This window comes from Shewanella sp. MM_2022_3, assembly GCF_022557375.1.
GTDB classification, from domain to species: domain Bacteria; phylum Pseudomonadota; class Gammaproteobacteria; order Enterobacterales; family Shewanellaceae; genus Shewanella; species Shewanella xiamenensis.
The window spans coordinates 93331-113854 of record NZ_JAKZGV010000002.1 but is presented as its reverse complement, the minus strand read 5'-3'; the positions used below and the strand labels follow the sequence as shown (position 1 = coordinate 113854).

Below are 20524 nucleotides of genomic sequence, written 5' to 3'. Positions count from 1 at the left end.
TAACAAACTGAATTGAAAGGTAGCAGCATGAACCCAGTATTTACCCCAAATGTCGCCCAGAAAATACTTTTTATCGACCGTGATGGCACCTTGATTGAAGAGCCAATCACCGACAAACAGGTCGATAGCCTCGCCAAACTGGTATTCGAGCCCCAAGTGATCCCCGCCTTACTGCGCCTGCAAAAAGCTGGGTTTAGGTTGGTGATGGTTAGCAATCAAGACGGGCTCGGTACCCCTTCCTTCCCGCAGGAAGATTTCGATGCACCGCACAATATGATGATGCAAATCCTGTCTAGCCAAGGGGTTAAGTTTGAAGATGTGCTCATCTGCCCGCACTTTAACGATGAAAATTGCAGCTGCCGCAAACCCAAACTAGGACTGGTGAAAGACTTTTTGACCCAAGGCACCATCGATTTTACCCAGTCCGCCGTGATTGGTGACAGACACACAGATGTGGAACTGGGTAATGCCATGGGGATTAAAAGCTTTCAATATCAGCGTGGCAGTCTTGGCTGGGACGCGATTGCCGATGCCTTACTCAACAAGGGCCGCACCGCGACTGTGGTACGCACCACCAAGGAAACCGATATTCGCGTGACTGTCGATCTCGACAATCCCAGCAAAGGCGCCATTAACACTGGCATTGGTTTCTTCGACCATATGTTGGATCAAATCGCCACCCACGGAAACTTCAAAATGGAGGTGAATGTCGATGGCGATCTGGAGATAGACGATCACCACAGCGTTGAAGACACGGCATTGGCAATTGGGGATGCGCTGCGCCAAGCGCTGGGCGATAAACGCGGTATTGCCCGCTTTGGTTTTAGTTTGCCGATGGATGAGGCCAAAGGCGAATGCTTACTGGATCTTTCCGGCAGGCCTTTTATTAAATTCGCCGCCCAATTTGAACGTGAAAAAGTCGGTGAAATGGCTACCGAAATGGTACCGCACTTTTTCCGCTCTTTTGCCGATGGCCTACGCTGCACCCTACATGTGGCCGCAGAAGGAGACAACGATCACCACAAGGTCGAAGCGCTATTTAAAGTACTGGGCCGCGCGCTGCGTCAGGCCGTAAAAGTCGAAGGTGATGTCTTACCATCGAGTAAAGGCGTGCTCTAACACCGTGCTAAAACATTTGTTATCTGCTTCTTGACTGAAAATAGGTACATGAGCAAATAACATAAAGCCTGATGATTTTAACGAGGGGCAGTTTCGGGAATGCGGCGACAAACCGCTTCCCCACTGACCCATCAATAGGAAAAACCAATGTCAGCAAACATAGATGAATTTGATGTTGTCATCATAGACACAGGTTGCGCCAACTTAAGCTCAGTCCGTTTCGCCTTTGAGCGCCTCGGCGCTAAGGTGTTAGTCACCGATGACAAAGCCAGCATTAAAGCCGCTAAACGGGTGGTACTGCCAGGTGTTGGCAGCGCTGGCGCCGCGATGGCTTCGTTAACGGAAAAAACCTTAGTCGAATTAATTCAAGGGTTAACTCAACCCGTGCTGGGCGTCTGTTTAGGGATGCAAATGCTCACTCTGCTCTCTAAAGAACGCGGCGGCCAAGCGCTAGATTGCCAATGCCTAGGCATTATTCCAACCGAGATTGACGAGCTAGACCGTCAAGCACTTAAGGCCGAAGGTTTACCTCTGCCGCACATGGGTTGGAACCAACTGACCTTTAGTAATCCGTCTCAGGTTCACCCGCTGTTTGCCGGTGTTCCAGCCGGTAGTTACGTGTATTTTGTGCACAGTTACCGCGCACCATTAAGCGACTACACCTTGGCACAATGCCGTTATGGTGAGGACTTTAGCGCCGCCATCGGTAAAGACAACTTTATGGGCGTGCAATTTCACCCCGAGAAGAGCGCCGCCGTGGGCGTACAAATCCTAGGTAACTTTTTAAAAATGCAATAAATGCAATCGCTTATTAGCTTTTGACTGAGCTAAGTTTTGGGGCGCTAAGTTTGGCTGAGCCACCACTATTTTTCAGCCACAACATTCAGCAATAAAGCGCGGCAGCAAATGCACACAAGGAATTAAGGACAACAGATGATCATTCCAGCAATTGATTTAATTGATGGCAAAGTAGTTAGGCTCTACCAAGGGGATTATGGGCAGCAGACCACCTTCGATTTAAGCCCACTGGCCCAGTTGCAATCCTATCAAGACCAAGGGGCAAACTGGCTGCATATCGTGGATTTAACTGGCGCCAAAGATCCTGCTAAACGCCAAACAGCTTTGATTGCCAAGCTGACAGCGGGACTTAACGCCAATATTCAGGTGGGCGGCGGGATCCGCACTGAAGAGCAAGTCGCCGAGTTATTATCCCTTGGGGTTAAACGCGTGGTGATAGGCTCGCTCGCCGTCAAAGAGCCCGAGTTAGTCAAAGGCTGGTTTAACAAGTTTGGCAGCGAGGCAATTTGCCTCGCACTGGATGTGAATATCAATCAGAGCGGCGAGAAAATCGTCGCGGTTTCTGGCTGGCAAAGCGGTGGAGGTAAGAGTTTAGAATCTATCGTTGAAGACTTTAGCCAAGTGGGACTTAAAGATGCGCTAGTAACTGACATCAGCCGTGATGGCACCCTCACAGGCGCCAATACCGCACTCTACCGTGAGCTATCCAGCCGCTATCCCGATATCGCGTGGCAAGCCTCTGGCGGCATTGCCACCCTTGAGGATGTTGCCGCCGTCAGAGACTGTGGTGCTGCGGGGATCATTATCGGTAAAGCTTTACTTATCAATCAGTTTAATGTGGCGGAGGCAATCCAATGCTGGCCAAACGAATAGTCCCCTGTTTAGATGTGAAAGATGGCTGCGTGGTCAAGGGCGTACAGTTTCGCAACCATGAAATTGTTGGGGATATAGTGCCACTCGCGGCGCGTTATGCCGCTGAGGGCGCCGACGAACTGGTGTTTTACGATATCACCGCCAGTGCCCACGACCGTGTAGTCGATAAGTCTTGGGTGAGCCGAGTGGCGGAGCAAATCGATATCCCCTTTTGCGTCGCCGGCGGCATTAAAACCATCAGTCAGGCCCGTGAGTTACTGGCCTTTGGCGCGGATAAAATTTCGGTCAACTCACCTGCCCTTAGCGATCCGAGTTTAATCTCACGCCTACAGGATGAATTTGGCCGTCAATGTATCGTGATCGGCATAGACTCTTTTTATGATGCGGCAAGCGACAGTTATAAAGTGAAGCAATTCACTGGTGATGAAGCCGCCACCAAAGAAACCGCTTGGTACACCCAAGACTGGGTTGAGGAAGTACAACAACGCGGCTGCGGCGAAATCGTGCTCAACGTGATGAACCAAGATGGTGTGCGCGGTGGCTATGATATCAAACAGTTAAGCCTAGTACGCCAGCTGTGCGACGTGCCCTTAATCGCCTCGGGCGGCGCTGGCACTATGGCGCATTTTCGCGATGTGTTTATCGATGCGAAGGTGGATGCGGCGCTGGCGGCCAGCGTGTTCCATAAAGCCATTATCAATATCGGCGAGTTAAAACAATATTTAGCGGCCGAAGGCATCGCGATTAGACGCTAGAGCGGTTCTAGGTTCTAGGTTCTAGGTTCTAGGTTCTAGGTTCTAGGTTCTAGGTTCTAGGTTCTAGGTTCTAGGTTCTAGGTTCTACAAATAGATTAAGAGTGAATACTATGTCAACGCAAACAAACACTAAGTCAGATTTGAGCGAGCTGGATTGGGACAAACAGGATGGGCTTATCCCTGCTGTTATCCAAAACCACTTATCAGGCAAGGTATTAATGCTCGGGTATATGGATAAAGCCGCGCTGGAACAAACTCTGGCAACAGGTGATGTGACGTTTTTTAGCCGCTCTAAGCAACGTTTATGGACCAAGGGCGAAACCTCGGGCCATACCCTAAAATTGGTCGCCATCGATAAAGACTGTGATAACGACAGCCTGTTGGTGCAGGTGTTGCCCAATGGTCCAACCTGCCATAAAGGCACCGAAAGCTGCTGGCTCGATGGCCAAGCTCACCCGTTTTTAAACAATCTGGCCGAACTTATCGCCTCACGTAAAGGGCAAAGTCCAGAATCGAGCTACACCGCCTCTTTATTTGCCCGTGGCACCAAACGCATCGCCCAAAAAGTCGGTGAAGAAGGACTAGAAACGGCGCTGGCCGCTGCGACTCACGATAAAGAAGAGCTTATTAATGAGGCATCAGATCTCATGTACCACTTATTAGTCCTGCTTGAAGATCAACAACTTAGCTTAAGTGATATCACGGCTAATCTACTCGCTCGCCATCAAAAAGCACTGCAAAAATAACCCTGAAACGTCAACACGCCCTAAGCACCAGTATCTGCCGCAAGCCTTTTTGGTCTGCGGCAGACAACCTTCTATTTACGCAGTGTTAGCCAACACCACATCCAACCCCCTCTCATGCGCCTTACAACCCTTACCCCCCCAAATAGTGAATCCTAAAACCGTATACCTTCTCATCAGCCATCACATCGTAATTGACAAAAAATCAGCAAAATACTGTTGTAATGGTTGACAAGTACACCTTAACTGCCTATCGTAGCCAGCGTACTCGATATTGGCATCGAGGCGTTGACTCAACTTATTAACATTTAAGACAAATTTTAAAAACAGGCCAAATTGCCTTCGTTATGTGATGTGACCAAGCAATTAGATGTGATTAAGTCATTAGATGTAATTTAAGTGTCGAATTAAACCCAATCAAAGGCGCGTTTTATGTGTATTACAACAGCTTATTATCCCTATCTGTAGCCGCAATGGCATAGATAGGCACACTCGCCTGACCTTCCATTGTGGCCATATCCCCAACGATCCGCAGATTGCGCCACGATCCCAATGCTTTGTACTGGTACTGGTACAGCTCTCAGCCGCCGTATCGCGCCGCCATTCTGCTTAAGCCTTTATCTCTTTTAACTGAGATATTCGAGCCATTCATTAAGACGTTTGAGCGTAAGTTATGACACAAAATAAATTTTTCGGCAGTTTACTGCTGATCGCAGGCACCACCATTGGCGCGGGCATGCTCGCACTCCCCATTGCATCTGCAGGCTTGGGCTTTGGTGTATCGAGCATGATTATGTTGCTCCTCTGGGCGCTGATGGCCTACACCGCCCTGCTTATGGTTGAAATCCATCAATTTGCCCCGAGTGATGCCAGCCTCAACCAATTAGCCCGCACGCTTTTGGGCGCTAAGGGCCAAGTGGTTGCCAGTATCGCGTTAATGTTTTTACTCTACGCCCTGTGCGCCGCCTACATCGCAGGTGGCGGTGAGCAAGTCAATCAAAAGCTCAGCACTTGGTTAGGGTTAGCACTGCCGCCACAGGCGGGCGCCATCTTATTTACCCTCCTAGTTGGTACGATTGTGGGCTTAGGCACCCACTGCGTCGATTTAATTAACCGCCTGCTCTTTAGCTTAAAAATCATTGCGTTGATCTTGATGCTGGCGTTATTACTGCCGCAGGTGGAAGGCACACATTTACTCGAATTGCCGCTGGAGCAAGGGCTTATTGTGTCGGCCATCCCAGTGATTTTTACCTCCTTTGGTTTTCATGGTTCGATTCCATCCGTGGTGCGCTACTTAGGCGTTGAGGTTAACAGCCTGCGCAAAATCATGTTGCTCGGCTCGGCATTACCGCTGTTGATTTACCTGCTGTGGCAACTGGGCAGCCAAGGCGTGCTCAGCCAAAGCCAACTGATGACAAATCAGAGTCTTTCAGGCTTTATCAATCAGTTAGCCAGTGTACTGCACAGTCAATCCTTAAGCTCAGCGATCAGTGTGTTTGCCGATCTTGCCCTGGCGACCTCATTTTTAGGGGTGAGCCTAGGTCTATTTGACTTTATAGCCGCCAACTTAAGGCAAGAAGATAATGCGACGGGTCGCAGTATCACCGCGGCGATCACTTTTGTGCCGCCATTAGGCTTTGCCCTTTTTTACCCACAGGGATTTATTACCGCCCTAGGTTATGCGGCAATTGCCCTAGTGATCCTCGCGATTTTTTTACCTGTTTCCATGGTATGGGTACAAAGAAAACAACGGGATAACGCCAATCTTCCCCAAGGCTACCGCGTCGCAGGGGGAACATTAGGCTTAGTGCTTGCACTCGTGTCAGGCCTTGCCGTCATTGGTGCCCAATTATTAGGTTAACATCGGTTTAGGTCACTACAGAATAAGTGCCTGTAAAATCAAGATGATTGAGTAGGCACTCAACCTCATTTGCCCATAGCAAGACCCATCGCAAAATTAGTCAGCCACGTAGTGGGGTGTTAAACTGGCGTTCATCCCACGCCCCTTTATCGCTGGTATTCCAATCGCCAGCACTAGAGTGAACGACAGCGCATTGATGATAAGGATGATATTCGACTCACATGGTTAAGACGCCAATACCACTGAAAAAGGCTAGCGCCGAACACGCACCGCAGGCGAGCTCGGCTGCTACGTCACATTCCCAAGCGGTAGAAACTGGCGTGCCTAGACGCAAAACAACAATCAAAAAGCGCGTCAAACAAAGCCTTATCGCCACCACAGTGGCAGGTATGTTAGTGGGTATTGCGCTTACTGTATGGATTGTCAATAGTGAGACCGAAACCCTTATTCTGCGTGCCGCCAATTATGCCTTAAGCGGCATGGACAGTGAGCTAACCGATATTCGCTTAGGAAAAATGGGCTTAGCACATTGGCAAGTCAGTTCAGCTAACCTGCGCGTGCATGACTCGCACTTAGTGGTAAAAAATCTGGATATTCAACTGGCATTAAGCTGGCCCCAAAGTATTGCAGAACTACTCCAGTTGGCCCAGCTTGATGTCTTGAGCCAAAAAATAAAACGCATTAGTACAAGTGAGATTGAAGTGGAGCTCGGTCAATCACTCTTTGAGCGAAGCCCCAATATTGCCGATGAACAAACGCCCGCAATAGCGCTAAACATCAACTCATTACCCTTAATTGAGATAGGTAAAACCACACTGAAGCTAAAGGCACAAGCCAATCACAGCGACTATCAACTGGTGATGGAAAAACTTAGCCTTAATCATTATGGACAATTAACCACCGCCTTTAGCCATGAAGACGAGCCGCTTATCAGCTTAGCTGCAACACTCGGCAGCGATGAATGGACGTTAAAAAGTGAACTGAACATCGCGCCGCTGCTTGAGAGTCTGCATCAAATTAGCCTACGCCAAACGCCAACCAGTATTCTTAGCCAATTGATACAATGGGATCAACAATGGCAAGCGCTTGGCATGACACTGAGTGGTCAGTTAGTCTCGCAAAGTACTTTCAAGCTCCCGACGGGCGATATAAAGAGTGAGCACCAGTTTATCCAGCCGAGTGTCACTTTGGCGCATTTTGCAGACTTCACCTTAGCACTACAACCAACTCTGGCGTTTAATCTCAGTGGTTCATTAGCTGCACTGAATCTAACACTCGAGCCTTTTAGCCTTGCGTTAACGCCCAATGCCGCGCAACAAGCGCTGTTATTAGAAGCCCTAAATCACTCTTTGCAGTTAAATGATACTGACTATCAAGCGCTTAACACTTTACTCTCAGGGCTTAAAAGCACCGAGTCCCCCATTGGACTGGCATTCTTGATGACTGAGCCGCTACATTATGCCTTGGCAAAATCAGATGAGCCGTTAACCTTGCCCGCGTTGGAATTATCCACCTTAGGCAGTAAACTTGAGACGCACATTCGCCTAACAAACACTCGCTTAGATAACAAGCACTTAACCAAAGAGTCGGATACATGGATGTTGCAAACGCAGTGGCACATCGCGCTTCAACAAAATACTCCGCTCAACTTACGTGACCTTGACTTACACAAGCGCTGGCAAGATGCACCTCAAGCGTTAAATTGGGGCTCGGGCACTTTGCAAACTGCCGGAACGATGGATCTTAAACAGTCAGCCCAAGGGATCGATTGGCAACTTAAGACTGCGCCCTTCTCCACTGAGTCAACGGATACACTGCAATTAACGCTTAGGGATATTCAGCTAGATAAGGCAACACGAGCATCTGATCCTCAAAATAAACAAACCCAGTTGGGCTTGGGCAATATTGAGCTAAACGCCAAGGCTCCACTCACATTTAGCTCAACATCATTTTCAGCACAGGATGCGACTACCGCGGCGGGGAGTCAATTTGCGCTTAACTTACCTCCAATGTCACTCACGCTGGCACAACTGCGTTTTAGCCAAGCGGTAGAAACACTTGCAATAGACAATACCCATGCACAACACCAAACGCAGGCCTTAATTAACAGCACAAAAACCAGTCTGAGTAGCCGCAGCGATATAACAGTGCAGGATTTTTCCCTTGGATTATCACAGGGCGTGGCAGTGAATTTTTCGAGCCAAAATCCTTTTTTAACAGCGATTCAATCGAGCCAAATCAAAAATACACTCCACTGGCAAGCCAAACAGTTATCAATTGAAAAGCTGCTCTCGGCGAAGGGACGTACACGTAAACAAACTGTGCTTAAGCTGGATAACTTAGCCCTAGTGCAAGATTTACATTGGAAAAATAACACGCTTATCGGCAATGAACAGTGGCAAGTCGGCAATGTTCAACTTCAAAGCCATCATCAATTGCAGTTCGCCAATGCAAACTTTCCGCTGCTGTTAACTGGCCAGTGGGTTGCCGATACCAGCATGACAGAGGCACTATCTTTGCTTAATCAAACCCAGCCGTTACCCACTGAGTTTAATATGACCGGGCATAACCAATTACAGGCACAATTTAAACTGACACATCAGCCCGAACAAACCCAATTTGCGATGCAAATTACCCAATCGATGACCGAGCTGGAAGGTTTTTACAAAGACATTCTCTTCGAGGGCGGTAAATTACAGGCCCAATGCGAGTTCACTTGGGGACAATCCTATAAAACGCCGCAAGCATCAGGTGATTTCAGCAGTTTAAGTCGACTGAACTGCCCGCAGACCATGATAAACTTTAACTTGTTTGATCCCGGCTTCCCCTTGACCGATATCGAAGTAGAGGCCGATATTGTCCTAGGCAAAGATGCAGAGAAGCTTCCCGATAATTGGCTGCAACAACTCACGGGCTTAAGTGATACCGACGTGTCGATGACCGCCAAGGGTAAAGTATTGAACGGCCAATTTTTACTACCGGATTTTAATTTAAAACTACAGGATAAATCCCACGCCTATCTATTATTGCAGGGCATGAATCTTGAAGAAGTACTGCGAATTCAGCCGCAAATAGGCATCTATGCCGATGGCATATTCGATGGCGTGTTACCCGTGGACTTAGTCGATGGTAAAGTGTCGATCAGCGGCGGCCAATTAGCGGCCCGCGCGCCTGGCGGTTTAATTGCCATATCTGGCAATCCAGCGGTCGATCAAATGCGCCAATCACAGCCTTATCTCGACTTTGTATTTTCAGCACTCGAACACTTAGAATACAGCCAGTTATCCAGTAGTTTCGATATGGATCAAACTGGTGATGCCAACCTATTAGTGGAAGTCAAAGGTCGCAGCAAAGGGATTGAACGCCCTATCCACTTGAATTACTCTCATGAAGAGAACATGCTGCAATTATTCAGGAGCCTTCAGATTGGTAACGATCTGCAGGATAGAATCGAAAAATCCGTGAAGTAAAAGGAACCCTCAGTGAAGATCATTCAATTACAGCAAGTCAGTTTAGGTGCATTGCTGCTACTAGGCACATTGCAAGGCTGTGCGCCTACAGTAAAAATTGAGCCGCCGGATAAACCGATTGTGATTAATCTCAATGTGAAAATTGAACACGAGATAAAAATCAAAGTGGACAAGGAGCTAGACCAGCTTCTGTCAGATGATAAGTTGTTCTAATCACAAAGAATTAAGGAATATACGATGAAATCAATGTCACTCAAGACCCTGCTACAAAAGCCAACATTACTCCTGTTGCTCGGACTGAGTTTATTCAGCTTAAACGCCCTTGCCATGTCATTGCAGGAAGCCAAATCCCAAGGTTACTTAGGTGAGCAACTCAATGGCTATTTAGGTCTAGTGCAAAATAATAGCGATGCCAAAGCCGTGATGGATGAAGTCAACAACAAGCGCCGCGCTCACTACGAAACCATCGCCAAAAAGAATAATATTTCAGCCGCAGATGTCGCCAAATTAGCTGGTGAAAAAGCCATCGCGGCTACAGACAAAGGCAACTATGTGCAAAATGCTCAAGGCAAATGGGTTAAGAAATAGCCTGTTTTAATGACAATTGAGCACCGACTAAACCCATCGAAGAACGCCTGCAATTGCAGGCGTTTTGTTTATCGAGATCGACCGCCACGTGCATGGTAATCCTCCTGATGGCTTTGCTCCCTCAAACTAACAGTGCTGGTGTTATTTTCTGCTCTTTTTCTTGACGTAACAAAGCTATGGCTGACTCAAACTCCACAATCACACCACCCGCTGTTGTTTTGGCAATATAGGCATCATTAGTCTCTAGACTGAAGTGGCATAGTGAATTTGTCATCAAGGAACGGACGTAAATGCTTAGGAACACCCTTGCGGATTTTCCAGATCCCAGACTGTGGATCGCGGTATGGTTGAGTCATAAATGCCATCGTTTTGTACCACCCTTTTGTACCACCTTAAGGTGCCAAAGGTTGGTGAGCCATTGGATTTAGCAACTATAATTCATAGGTTTATGATAGAAAGAAAAAACCCGACCATGTGATCGGGTTCTTAGAATGTGGCGGTGAGAGAGGGAGTCGAACCCTATCATATTGTTTTTGAGTCCGTTTATGTCCGCTATTTGTAAGAGTTTAGCGGTTAGCACTCAGGACTATTGCGGACATAAAAGCCCTATGCTTTGCCCAGATTTTGCCCAGACTTTTTAAAGCGTACATAACGCACTTTCAATTCGACTCCTGAACGAGGAGCACGCTTGCCAGTCGTGCTCCTCGACTAAAAACTGCTTGCAATAGATTTTTATAGGGGCAAACTTTAATAGCGCAACAATGGTGTTTCCTTGTGGTGTTTTAAAAATCTTGACTAGCAAAGCGCTCTAGCCCACTGCGTTAGTGTGGGGCATATCGTGAAGGTGTTTAGCTTGTATGTAGCGTCCGAGTTAGTTTTTAAACTAGATGCGTTAGCTTCGCATCTTAAACGCCTTAACAATGTGTCTGGCGAAAGCCACAAAGGGGGTAAACTCCCCCGTCAGCGAGTAATTGGCCTAGACGATGGCGACACATTACCAACCAATCCCCGCCTATAATCTAGGCGGGTTTTATTTTTAAGGGGCCGTATGCACCTAATCGCCATGCTGGTTTTAGTTATCTTAGGTTATGCCGCTGGCGAAAATATTAGCTGGCTGCTTGGACTGCCGATCATCTGTGTCGGGCTTTATATGCTGGACTTTGGAGGGAAGAAAGCTCGGGGGTGGAGGCAAGATCAGGAAGGGTTATTTGTAATGCTTGGCCTGATTGGTATAGTACTTACGATCATCATTGAAATATTTAGATAAGGGGCCACTGGCCCCTTATTGTTTAAGCCACTTTATGCTGCGTGTGATGTTAACCAATTCGATAAATACGCCAATCCTTTGGGTGTAACTCTTACCTGAGAGGTTATTTTATTACTGCCATCACCGCGTTCGACTTCGGTTATCTTATGCTCAAGCAAACCTTGCTGTAACTTATCCTGATATCCAAGCCAGCTAGTCCCTTGGCGACGATAAATCCATTTATCTTGCTGCAAAAACGCAAACAAGTCTTTAGGACGCATTTGTAAATGCTTAGCCGCATCGGTAATGCACAAACTACCGTCTGCGGTTGCAATGCGGTCTAATGCGTCCGCTTTAGGTTGTGTAACCTTGAGCTGATCTTCAAGTTCGAGCACTTTTTCAGAATAACCTAATAGTAAGCTACGCATTATTGCTGGATCACGTAGCGCGTCCATTGGGTCGATAGTAACTGGCTGTAACTTACCACTGCGATAGTCTAAAAAGACTTGGTTCACTTTGAGTTGGAATGATGGGCTGATCCAACCAGCATATGAAACCGCAAGCAGTTCGTGGGCAAAAGTGCCTGGTGTAGAGCCGCCTTTTACTGAATTGATTAATTTATGACCTAAGCCAGAATTCTGGCTTAGCTCTTCAACCAATTCCTGCGCTTGTTTATTGGTCAGCCAAATAGATGGGCGCTTAGTTGTTTCACCACCACTCGCACGATGAAGTGCGTTAAGGTTAAAGCGGCCTTGGTCATCGGTGGTGATCTCCACCCCTGCAATTGATGGGCAAGCGCTTACTGCCACTATGTTGTTTAAGCTACTCATATCGCACCACCTGTTGATTCATTGTTCATAAAGTTATCGACGGCCTGCTTCCATTGTTCAAAGGCTTTAACTTGCTCCATAGTTGCTGGCATGTTGTCGATTTGCCAGCGACGACGTATAAGCTCTATTGCCTCCCTACCTCTGTTACGTGGGATTTCAGGATTGAATATGGCAAGTTGCATAAATCACCCCCTTGCCTTACATGGCGTCAAGGCCATAAGGTTTTGCGTGATATGAGATTTGAAGGTTATAATTGACATTGAAATGCCTCCTACTTTTGCGGAGTTGGTAGTGTTTCATCGGCCTCAGCTGTTACAGCAGCTGGGGCTTTTCTTTGGTATCACGGTGATACCATTCCAAGTGTATTAGCACGGTGCTATCATGTCAATATTGTTAAGGAGGGCGCTATGTCTCGAAAAGACCCACAGTTAAATATCCGTTTACCTCAAAGCTTGAAGGATAAAGTCACCGCTATTGCTAATGAAAATAAACGTTCAGTTAATGCAGAAGTTGTTAAAATGATCGAGTCTTGCGTGGCTCAGCATTACTTTTTTTTAGATTCTGAGGGTTATGGTCACTACAGCTTTGAAGATGTAACTGACTCCCTTAATGAAGATGAAGTTGAAATGATGATGAAAATTGACAAAGGTATAGCTGAATTCAAAGCTGCACTTATATCAACGTTTAGAACCAAACCAAAAAATAATGACAGTGATTAAATCTTCATCTACATTTAAAAAATTTGTATCGTAGTCTTGAGGATTTTATGAAAAGGGATATTTCACTTGCTTTATTAGCTATTTTTATTGCTGGTTGCTCCAATACTGTTTATGTAACTTACACAACCTCACCTGCTGGAGCCGATATTTACGAACTTGAAACTGGTAAATATCTTGGAATGTCTCCGCTAACTACCTACTACGACCTTAGCAAAGCTACGCCAATAGATGGATGCTTTATGATTAAAGGCGTAAGAGCGAATTGGTATAGCGGATCACAAAGCACACCTTATCCAGCTTATAAACTTTGTGAATATAAGAGAAAATACAATATTGAAATTCCTTATTCCGGTGATGAAGGTCAACTTGATAAAGATAAAGGAATTGAAAAGCTAGCCTTGGTAAAAGCACAAGAAATTAACGATCAAATCAAACAGCAGGACAAATTTCAAAGAAAACAAGCTAAATTGGCACAAAAGCAGTACCAACAACAGCAACAAGGTATAACTGAGGGTGAAGCATTAGTGTGGTCAGCTGCAATCAATGGGCTTGCTTTGCTTGCTGGCATTTATACTGCACCTATCGCAATTCAGTCAACGCAAAGAGCACCAACCGCAACTGAGTACTACCAGCAAAATTATCAGCAACCAGCCTACTATCAGCAAGCACAAACAACCAAAGTAGCACCTATTCCCGTACCGCAGACCAGCTCATCTACACTGTTAACAACATCAAGCGGTTGCACCTCTGATTATGAGTGCGGACTCGGCCTATCTTGTATTAAAGGCCCAATGCAAAGCACTGGGCAGTGCATGCAAAAAGTGAATGAGTTTGGCACTCCTTTGCCGACGATCAGCAACCCAAACAGCACATTACCTAACACTAATATCAATGGGCAATGCACGCTTAACAGTGAATGCCCTATTGGTTTTCGCTGCGATATGACGTTAAAAACCTGCGTAAAGTGATCACCACTCACGCAGGTTAAAGCCGACATAAGCGCTTTGATAAATCGCGTTCTTCTGGCGGGTTATTGCGTCCAGTTTTTCGCGCTTCTCACTTGGGCTCATACTCGAGTTATTGACCATCTCAGCTTGCTTACCCAACGCCGATACTTGGCGCTGCACGCGGTTAAGCGCAATGCGCACGCCCAGCTTGTCGCGGTTATCCTCAAGCACTGCCATCATGCGGCTTGAGTCTTGTTCCTCGGATGCGCGCTTATAACTGCCATAGGCTTGGTTAGCCGCATCAAGCGCCTTGTAAAACTCATTCTGATAATAAGTATTGCCCTTTGGTGCATCGCCACCGTAAAACGCTTTGATCACCGGATAACGACTGATTGGCGTTTCGGCGCTCTCGCGACCAAGCATCTGGCGCGCCATCATGTCTGACATAGCCAGCACATAGCCGCCAAGTGTGCCAGCATAGCCATTAACTAAGTGCTCAATCTTTTTCGGGCTCACGTTTAACAGCTGGCCAACCTCTCGAGCCGTGTCGCTGGTGTAAGCGTTATAGCGATCAGCTGGCATACGGTTTTCATCGCCCATCCCCTCAATCGCTGTGCCTTTAAAGAATGACTTATTGGTCATTACCTCAACGACTGGCAAAGCGATTTGCGGTATTGGGTTTAACGCCATGGTATTAAATACAGCATTACCTACCGCTCGGCCTAGGTCACTACCCGTTTGCGAACCAGTACCAAAGCCGAATAAACGCTCAGGCATGGTCCCGAATACCACGCCAAGCTCAAACGGCTTAGGTATACGGAAGTGATCTTCACCTATCCAGAAATGCCAGTTTGCGTCCTTGTCCCAGTCTGGTAACTCTTTATAACGGTCATCGTCGTCATTCATCGCCGCCAGTGCCAGAGAGAACGCGGCCACCTTTAAGCCTTTCATCGCCAAGTTTGCCGATAGCACCTTAAGCACTTTATCGTTTTCACCCGCTGCCGATGCCCGGGCTAATTTATACATACCCTGCAAGCGCGCATTGAAGAAGGGTAAAAAGTCGATCATGGTACTGATCAGCGCAAAGTTACCCTTAAGCGAGTAGTCCATTAGGTCTTTCGCTTCAAAGGCCGCTTGTCGGCGAGATTTACCCGCGGTTAAACTCGCTTCGTAAGTTGATAGCCGGTTGGCATTTTCTACCTTGTCGCTGGCATTGCGGTACTTCTCGAGTAGCATCTTGCCATTCGTCACCAAGCTGCCCATATAACCATCAATCTGCTTGTTAGATAATCCCTTCTGAGCCAGTGCTCGGCGTATCTGCTGCGCTGCTGCTTCTGGATCTGCCCCGTGAATATACCCGCCTTGGAATGCTGCGCCGCTGAATATCAAATCGCGGTAGGCCTCATCTTCCTTAAATGCCTTTTTCAATCCTTTAATTGAATCAGTACCTAACTTAAAGTCATCTTTGTTAATCATCCACGCATGCGCCGCGTCGCGGATAAAGTTTTTAAAGATGAAGTCAGGCGATAGCGTTACGCCTGTAGTCAAAAAGCGTTTTGCACTGCGCCCCATGCGGTTAAGCAGCGCTTGGCTGCCAACATCATTCACCGCGATTAAGCCACGTAGTAATGCCGGATCAGTAACCGCATAAGCTACCGCTTGGCCGTCGCGCATCACCTTAACTCGCTGGATGCTGTTAAGCTCACGCTGGCTCAGCTTGGCAAACTCAGGGCTGTCGACTTCGGTCATAAACTCGGTGCCACTTAAGTTATCGGTGACCTCAAGCATGGCTTTGTTTTTTAGCGCAGCGTCGAGCATGGTTGACTGGCGCAAGATAATATTCTCTAGCAGGTCTTTAGTTGACTGCTTGCCGCCTTTCAGCTCTTTGATTTTGGCGCTCTGGCCAGCAATACCCTTCTTAGTGAATGGCGCTGTGACCATAGATGCAATATCTTGCATTTCTGGATCAACATCTTGCTCACGGAAGAACGGCACATAATACTGCTCATCAAATCCGGCTCGCTGCGCTTCACTAATCAGACCTGCGCCTTGGGCAACATCCAGCACGGCCGAATTGATTTTGTTGTACTCGGCGCGCACTTCTTCAAATAGCTTTTCTTTGCCGTCTGCAAGGGCTAACAGTTCGTCAATATCGGCTTGTGATAGGTTGTTCTCGCGGCCTTCGGCTTTGAGCTGCTTAGCGCGGTTAGCGCCCATCCATGCCAGCCAGTTATTCAGCTCGCCGTCTGGTAACATGCCGAATACTTCAAGCAAGCCTTTAGTATCAGCTTTGCGCTGAATGATGCCATCTTTCCACATGGGCGCACCGTAGTGGAAAACACCGTGCAATACGTCTGATAAACCTGAGGCTAAACGGGCAGACACATAACCCATTTTATTAGGATCGGTAATGCCTGCCGCTTCTTCGGCTTTTTTAATGCCGTGCAAGCCGTCGAAGATGCCCTCGTTTAAGCGGCTCCAAAAGCTGGATTGCTTAAGCGTGTCGGCGGTATTGCGGTAATTATCGGTGATCTTCTCTTTCAGCGTTTGCTCGGCTTCTTCCTCGAGTCCAAGTTTTTGCTTGGCGGTGCGCTCATCTGGCGCCGTAGCAGCTTTACTAAATAGAATATCTGCTGGCGCTTCATCGCGCGCATCAAGCACTTTATTGGCCCTATCCGTGCGCTGCTTGCGCTTATCGAAACCGCGCACAATGGCCTGCATCATATCTTCCATTTCATTGCGGGTGATGTTGGACTTGATGATCCCCAAACCTTCAAGTTGACGGCGCAGCCATTTAGTTAACTCAAACCACCACGCTTTAGCCGTGCCGCGCTCCGGTTGGTTTTGCACAAAGTTGGCAAAAACTTCCTCTGCTTTCACGGCATCTGATGCGCCAGCGTAATCCTTATCAATACGGTCCCAAAGCTCTTTAAAGTCTTTACGGCTACGGCTTGAATTAAGCTTATTGATAAACTGCTGATACTTTTGCGCGCCGATAACAGTATGCAAGCCACCGTGGGCTAACACCTCATGCACTAACGTTGAGCGCAGTTCGTCAATGGATTTGAAGTTATCTAAGATTAAGTAAGCGCTGTTGCGTCTGTCGTCATAGGCGCCGTAAATTGTTTGACCTTCCATCGCCATAGCTGGCACGTTGAAGCGGGATAAAAATTCATCCTGTGACGTGAATAGGTTAACCCTGATCCCCGCTGCGCCAGATAAACGCTTCATCACATCATCAACGGCGCGCTGTGCTTCTGCTTGAGTAAATAAGCGAGCGCCACGGTTAGCGCCTTTGGATTGCTTAAATATGGGGTCGGAACCGTTTGGCAACCTATACATGGTCTCGCTAATTTGGAAGTCCTTTCCTTTTCCAGCGTTTTTGATAAAACCAAATCGACCATAAAATTCTTTTAGTCGATTAATATTGCCGCCAAAATCTGCCGAAGGAGTTAACGCTAATGTCTTGCTATTTGCATCAGCCCATTCAATAACACGTTGCATTACTTTCGAGCCTATTCCTTGCTCTCTAAGTTCAGTTGGCAAGGTGATATTTGAAATAGTGACAAGCCCATTGTTTTCAGAGATTGACAGTTTTAGGCCGTCGTAATCGGCGCGAATTTCTGCGGCCAGTATAGATGCTTCGCTTAGTCCTGATTTGCTATAATAAGTCTCTCCTGTATTTCCGGATTGTTCTTGCTGGTTATCAACCTTTGATTCTGCTGTTTTTTTGCTTTCATGTTTAGCTGCTGTCTGGCTATTGGGCTTATCATCTAAACCAAACTCTTTGCGCAATTCGGCATAGGCCATGCGGTTAATGCTTTCAGGCGTGTCACTGTTGAATTGCTGATAGGTTTCAAAGGATGACTCAGCTAAGGCCTTATCAATCTCAGTTTCGTATGAGTCGTTGAGTTTGCTAACGGCATCATCGTAACCAGGTGAGCCCTTCTTAAAGCCCTGCTTTTTAATCTCGGCCTGAACCCACTTGGTTTTAGAGGTGCGCAGAATTGCAGGTGTTTCGGTGATATTGCTATCCGCTTGCTTTGGTGCTTTTGGTTTAGCTGACTCGATATCGACTTGTTGCTCTACGGTTGGCGTAGCACCCGCCTGAGTTTCAGAACTTGGGAACTCATGAGCAAGATTGATTAGCTCTTTGATCGGCGCATTCAAGCGGATCACTTTAATCGTTTCGCCCTTCTCGCGTTTGGTTAGCCATTGGTGATGGCCGTCGAGTACGTGGTTATCACTCGATACCAAAATAGAACGGTCGCCACCTTCAAAACCTAATGCTTTTTTCACTTTAGCGGGTGAAAACTCGGCCTGTGTTGGTTTAAGTGAATCCGCTGGCACTTCTTCGGTTGTATGCTCAACGCCACGGGCCTTCATAAAGTTGACCATAGCGCCGCGATGTTCAGCTTTAATCTGCGGCATTTCAGCGCGGGGAATATTCAGCGTGCCCGTTTCAGGTGCAAAGGCGGTCCACTCGTTATTAATTTTGTCGCCAGCTAAGTCTTGGGCGGGTTCTGCATTGGTTAGTGCAGTAGGTGTTGATGGTTGTTCAGCTCTAGTAGAAATATCCTCTGCAACGTTGGCTCTAGGTGTTTCGGCACTATCTGAAACTTGCTCGGCGCTTGGTCGTTGTAGCTCAGAAACTGATCCAGTTCCTGCGCTTCCTGCATCGATATTGCCTGCGCCTGTTGTGCTTGTTGTATCCATTGGCGCATTTACTGTGCCCTCAGTTGGTGTTGCTGGTTCAGTTTTAGGCACCACTCGCCAGCCAAAGCCGTTATCAAGTTTTACCGCTTCAAGTTCGGCGCCTTCGCGTTTTGCCGTGCGAGCCCCTTTGCTGATCAACGCTTCTTTAGCTGAAGCAAAAGGCGTGTTGTTCGATTTGACATTGATACCCTGCGCAGCTGGTGAAAAAGAATCAGGCGCAAAGATAATGCCTTTATCCTCGATGGTGAGTGGGCGCTTGGCGTTGTCACGGGTAAATTGATCTGCAAACTCCTGACGCTGCTGAGCTGGTCTACCATCACCTGCAAAAATAGTATTAGATTGGCCGATAAGGTTAGTTGGCTGCGCGGCCATCGTGTCGCGAGTGCGTTGACGGTTTAGGTTTTCGCCGTCAATAAATGGCGCGGATAAAAGCCCAGTTACAGGGATGCGGCCTTGGCCTTCTGGTGGCAACCATTCACCTTCACGGCGATTGTCTGCCAGACCTTGCACGCTATCCATGGCTTGAGTTAATGGGCTTGGGTTGAATTGCTCAGGCACGGTCGGAAAGCTGCGGCCCTTCATCGCGTTATCGCGCGCGATTGCCTCATCACCAAAGCGGCCAGTCTGCATCGTATCGCCCATACCTGCACGACGGGCTGCTGTGGGTTGATCATAGTTAGGTTGCTGTGACTGTTGCGCTTGGCCAGCTTGCGCCATGCTATCCATATCAGCACGGCGATTAGCCGCTTGCTGCGAGTCTGCGTCCATCGCACCCGCTACGGTTGGGTTGGTTTCACGAATAGGATCGGCAGCAGGGTTTTTAGCAGGTTCACGGTCAACAGGATTGCGATTAGCAATGCCACCAATACCGCCAGCACCGGCACCAAAGCCAGCGCCAATAATCCCCTCATTAAGCGCAGCCAGTTTAACGCCAGCCATCGGATCACGCTGGTCGATTTTCGATAAAGCGCTATCAACGGCATATTGACTAACCCCCGCTTGCGTAGCCTCGGTTGCGCCTTCGGTAACACCGCCAGCTAACGCACTGCGAAATGCGCCAGACTTAGCTAAGCGAACGCCAGTTAGGGCGCGACCTATGATTGGATCTCCAATGGCAGAAGCGGCGAAATTAGCTAGCAACGTTTTAGGATCGCTGCGCACTTCACTGGCGACCTGCTCAGCAAGTTGAGCTTTGGCTTGATTCCATTTGCTTACATCGTCAAGTTCTGGTGATTGGGCATCGATATTTAAGAAGGTTTGTTTGAATAAATCAGAGTCGGCCAGCACTTGATCTGGCATCTTTAATACTTCTTGTCGCGCTTGGTCCATTGCCTGACCAGTAGCTGCACTGCCACCCGTCGCGCCCATACCTATTGCTTGCGCAACCTTCGCAACTTTGGAACCAAGGCTAAGTGCTTTAGTGGCTAAACCTGCCGCCCCTGCGCCTGGCACTGCGGTAGGTACAAACTGCCCAGCGACGTTTGCCATTTGCAACAGCCACGTATCAAGGTCGGTCATGCCGTCGCCTAGCTCGGTTTCACCTTGGGCATTGGTTTGGAACATCTGCTTGCCCATAGCCTCTTGACCGCGGCTAGACATTTGGCCGTACTGATCATCGGCAATGCCGTATAACGATTTAGCGATGCCGTCAGCACCAACAAAGTCGAAGATGCCTCCTAGCCCTGACGCTGCCCCCGCTTGGAATGAATCAACCACATCACCAAAGCGTCCTTGTTCTTGTGGTTTAGTTTGCGCCGTGGTTGTGGTGCGGTATTTGTTAGGGTCAAATCCGAGTAGCGACATTGTTCAGGCTCCAAAAAAAGAAAACCCGTCACATGGACGGGTTAATAACATTTTGC

Annotated in this window: 16 protein-coding genes; 12 read left to right on the top strand and 4 right to left on the bottom strand. The window is 47.8% G+C overall.

Annotated features, from left to right (window positions below; genetic code table 11):
- The first annotated feature begins 27 nt into the window (after positions 1 to 27).
- From hisB to MMG82_RS01680, 9 genes are all read left to right on the top strand, one after another.
- The gene (gene hisB, locus MMG82_RS01720) at positions 28 to 1119 is read left to right on the top strand and encodes a bifunctional histidinol-phosphatase/imidazoleglycerol-phosphate dehydratase HisB (RefSeq protein WP_011716856.1); all 1092 of its coding nucleotides are present in this window, start codon (positions 28 to 30) and stop codon (positions 1117 to 1119) included.
- 147 nt (positions 1120 to 1266) lie between these two features.
- Positions 1267 to 1917, top strand: a complete 651-nt coding sequence (gene hisH, locus MMG82_RS01715) for an imidazole glycerol phosphate synthase subunit HisH (RefSeq protein WP_241406389.1) — start codon at positions 1267 to 1269, stop codon at positions 1915 to 1917.
- Between the two features lie 135 nt (positions 1918 to 2052).
- Positions 2053 to 2790 (top strand): 1-(5-phosphoribosyl)-5-[(5-phosphoribosylamino)methylideneamino]imidazole-4-carboxamide isomerase, encoded by a 738-nt coding sequence (gene hisA, locus MMG82_RS01710; protein WP_047535522.1) that lies wholly within the window; start codon positions 2053 to 2055, stop codon positions 2788 to 2790.
- Entirely contained in the window at positions 2772 to 3545 is a 774-nt protein-coding gene (gene hisF / locus MMG82_RS01705; protein WP_047535524.1) for an imidazole glycerol phosphate synthase subunit HisF, read from the top strand. Before hisA ends, hisF begins: the two co-directional genes overlap by 19 nt.
- A gap of 110 nt (positions 3546 to 3655) precedes the next feature.
- Positions 3656 to 4291, top strand: a complete 636-nt coding sequence (gene hisIE, locus MMG82_RS01700) for a bifunctional phosphoribosyl-AMP cyclohydrolase/phosphoribosyl-ATP diphosphatase HisIE (protein WP_047539753.1) — start codon at positions 3656 to 3658, stop codon at positions 4289 to 4291.
- A gap of 670 nt (positions 4292 to 4961) precedes the next feature.
- Positions 4962 to 6149 carry an aromatic amino acid transport family protein gene (locus MMG82_RS01695; protein WP_099458191.1) on the top strand — a complete coding sequence of 396 codons (1188 nt, stop codon included), beginning with the start codon at positions 4962 to 4964 and terminating at the stop codon, positions 6147 to 6149.
- 221 nt (positions 6150 to 6370) lie between these two features.
- A complete protein-coding gene (locus MMG82_RS01690) occupies positions 6371 to 9619 on the top strand; it encodes a YdbH domain-containing protein (RefSeq protein ID WP_241406384.1) in 3249 nt (1082 codons plus the stop codon).
- Between the two features lie 12 nt (positions 9620 to 9631).
- Positions 9632 to 9832, top strand: coding sequence for a YnbE family lipoprotein (locus MMG82_RS01685; RefSeq protein WP_011072131.1), 201 nt, complete (start codon positions 9632 to 9634; stop codon positions 9830 to 9832).
- Between the two features lie 24 nt (positions 9833 to 9856).
- Positions 9857 to 10207, top strand: a complete 351-nt coding sequence (locus tag MMG82_RS01680) for a YdbL family protein (protein WP_037417891.1) — start codon at positions 9857 to 9859, stop codon at positions 10205 to 10207.
- Between the two features lie 121 nt (positions 10208 to 10328).
- Here the strand turns inward: MMG82_RS01680 and MMG82_RS01675 are convergent, their stop codons facing one another.
- A complete protein-coding gene (locus MMG82_RS01675) occupies positions 10329 to 10481 on the bottom strand; it encodes a hypothetical protein (protein ID WP_186293706.1) in 153 nt (50 codons plus the stop codon).
- A gap of 774 nt (positions 10482 to 11255) precedes the next feature.
- Here MMG82_RS01675 and MMG82_RS01670 point away from each other — a divergent pair.
- Positions 11256 to 11474, top strand: a complete 219-nt coding sequence (locus tag MMG82_RS01670; RefSeq protein WP_241406383.1) for a hypothetical protein — start codon at positions 11256 to 11258, stop codon at positions 11472 to 11474.
- Between the two features lie 32 nt (positions 11475 to 11506).
- On the opposite strand, the gene MMG82_RS01665 is transcribed toward MMG82_RS01670, so the two are convergent.
- Entirely contained in the window at positions 11507 to 12283 is a 777-nt protein-coding gene (locus MMG82_RS01665; protein WP_241406381.1) for a phage antirepressor KilAC domain-containing protein, read from the bottom strand.
- Positions 12280 to 12465 carry a hypothetical protein gene (locus MMG82_RS01660; RefSeq protein ID WP_241406374.1) on the bottom strand — a complete coding sequence of 62 codons (186 nt, stop codon included), beginning with the start codon at positions 12463 to 12465 and terminating at the stop codon, positions 12280 to 12282. Before MMG82_RS01660 ends, MMG82_RS01665 begins: the two co-directional genes overlap by 4 nt.
- Positions 12466 to 12690: 225 nt before the next feature.
- Here MMG82_RS01660 and MMG82_RS01655 point away from each other — a divergent pair, with 225 nt between their 5' ends.
- A complete protein-coding gene (locus MMG82_RS01655) occupies positions 12691 to 13002 on the top strand; it encodes an Arc family DNA-binding protein (RefSeq protein ID WP_241406372.1) in 312 nt (103 codons plus the stop codon).
- Positions 13003 to 13049: 47 nt separating this feature from the next.
- The gene (locus tag MMG82_RS01650) at positions 13050 to 13970 is read left to right on the top strand and encodes a hypothetical protein (protein ID WP_241406370.1); all 921 of its coding nucleotides are present in this window, start codon (positions 13050 to 13052) and stop codon (positions 13968 to 13970) included.
- Here MMG82_RS01650 and MMG82_RS01645 read toward each other — a convergent pair whose 3' ends face one another.
- Positions 13971 to 20468, bottom strand: a complete 6498-nt coding sequence (locus MMG82_RS01645; RefSeq protein ID WP_241406367.1) for an LPD38 domain-containing protein — start codon at positions 20466 to 20468, stop codon at positions 13971 to 13973.
- Positions 20469 to 20524: the final 56 nt, after the last annotated feature.

Bases quoted from the DNA above. Each gene is read 5' to 3' on its own strand.
- MMG82_RS01680 (WP_037417891.1), top strand. From the start codon at position 9,857: ATGAAATCAATGTCACTCAAGACCCTGCTACAAAAGCCAACATTACTC.
- MMG82_RS01660 (WP_241406374.1), bottom strand. From the start codon at position 12,465: ATGCAACTTGCCATATTCAATCCTGAAATCCCACGTAACAGAGGTAGG.
- hisH (WP_241406389.1), top strand. From the start codon at position 1,267: ATGTCAGCAAACATAGATGAATTTGATGTTGTCATCATAGACACAGGT.
- hisIE (WP_047539753.1), top strand. From the start codon at position 3,656: ATGTCAACGCAAACAAACACTAAGTCAGATTTGAGCGAGCTGGATTGG.
- MMG82_RS01650 (WP_241406370.1), top strand. From the start codon at position 13,050: ATGAAAAGGGATATTTCACTTGCTTTATTAGCTATTTTTATTGCTGGT.
- MMG82_RS01690 (WP_241406384.1), top strand. From the start codon at position 6,371: ATGGTTAAGACGCCAATACCACTGAAAAAGGCTAGCGCCGAACACGCA.
- MMG82_RS01675 (WP_186293706.1), bottom strand. From the start codon at position 10,481: ATGACAAATTCACTATGCCACTTCAGTCTAGAGACTAATGATGCCTAT.
- hisB (WP_011716856.1), top strand. From the start codon at position 28: ATGAACCCAGTATTTACCCCAAATGTCGCCCAGAAAATACTTTTTATC.
- MMG82_RS01655 (WP_241406372.1), top strand. From the start codon at position 12,691: ATGTCTCGAAAAGACCCACAGTTAAATATCCGTTTACCTCAAAGCTTG.
- MMG82_RS01695 (WP_099458191.1), top strand. From the start codon at position 4,962: ATGACACAAAATAAATTTTTCGGCAGTTTACTGCTGATCGCAGGCACC.
- MMG82_RS01670 (WP_241406383.1), top strand. From the start codon at position 11,256: ATGCACCTAATCGCCATGCTGGTTTTAGTTATCTTAGGTTATGCCGCT.
- MMG82_RS01645 (WP_241406367.1), bottom strand. From the start codon at position 20,468: ATGTCGCTACTCGGATTTGACCCTAACAAATACCGCACCACAACCACG.
- MMG82_RS01665 (WP_241406381.1), bottom strand. From the start codon at position 12,283: ATGAGTAGCTTAAACAACATAGTGGCAGTAAGCGCTTGCCCATCAATT.
- hisF (WP_047535524.1), top strand. From the start codon at position 2,772: ATGCTGGCCAAACGAATAGTCCCCTGTTTAGATGTGAAAGATGGCTGC.
- hisA (WP_047535522.1), top strand. From the start codon at position 2,053: ATGATCATTCCAGCAATTGATTTAATTGATGGCAAAGTAGTTAGGCTC.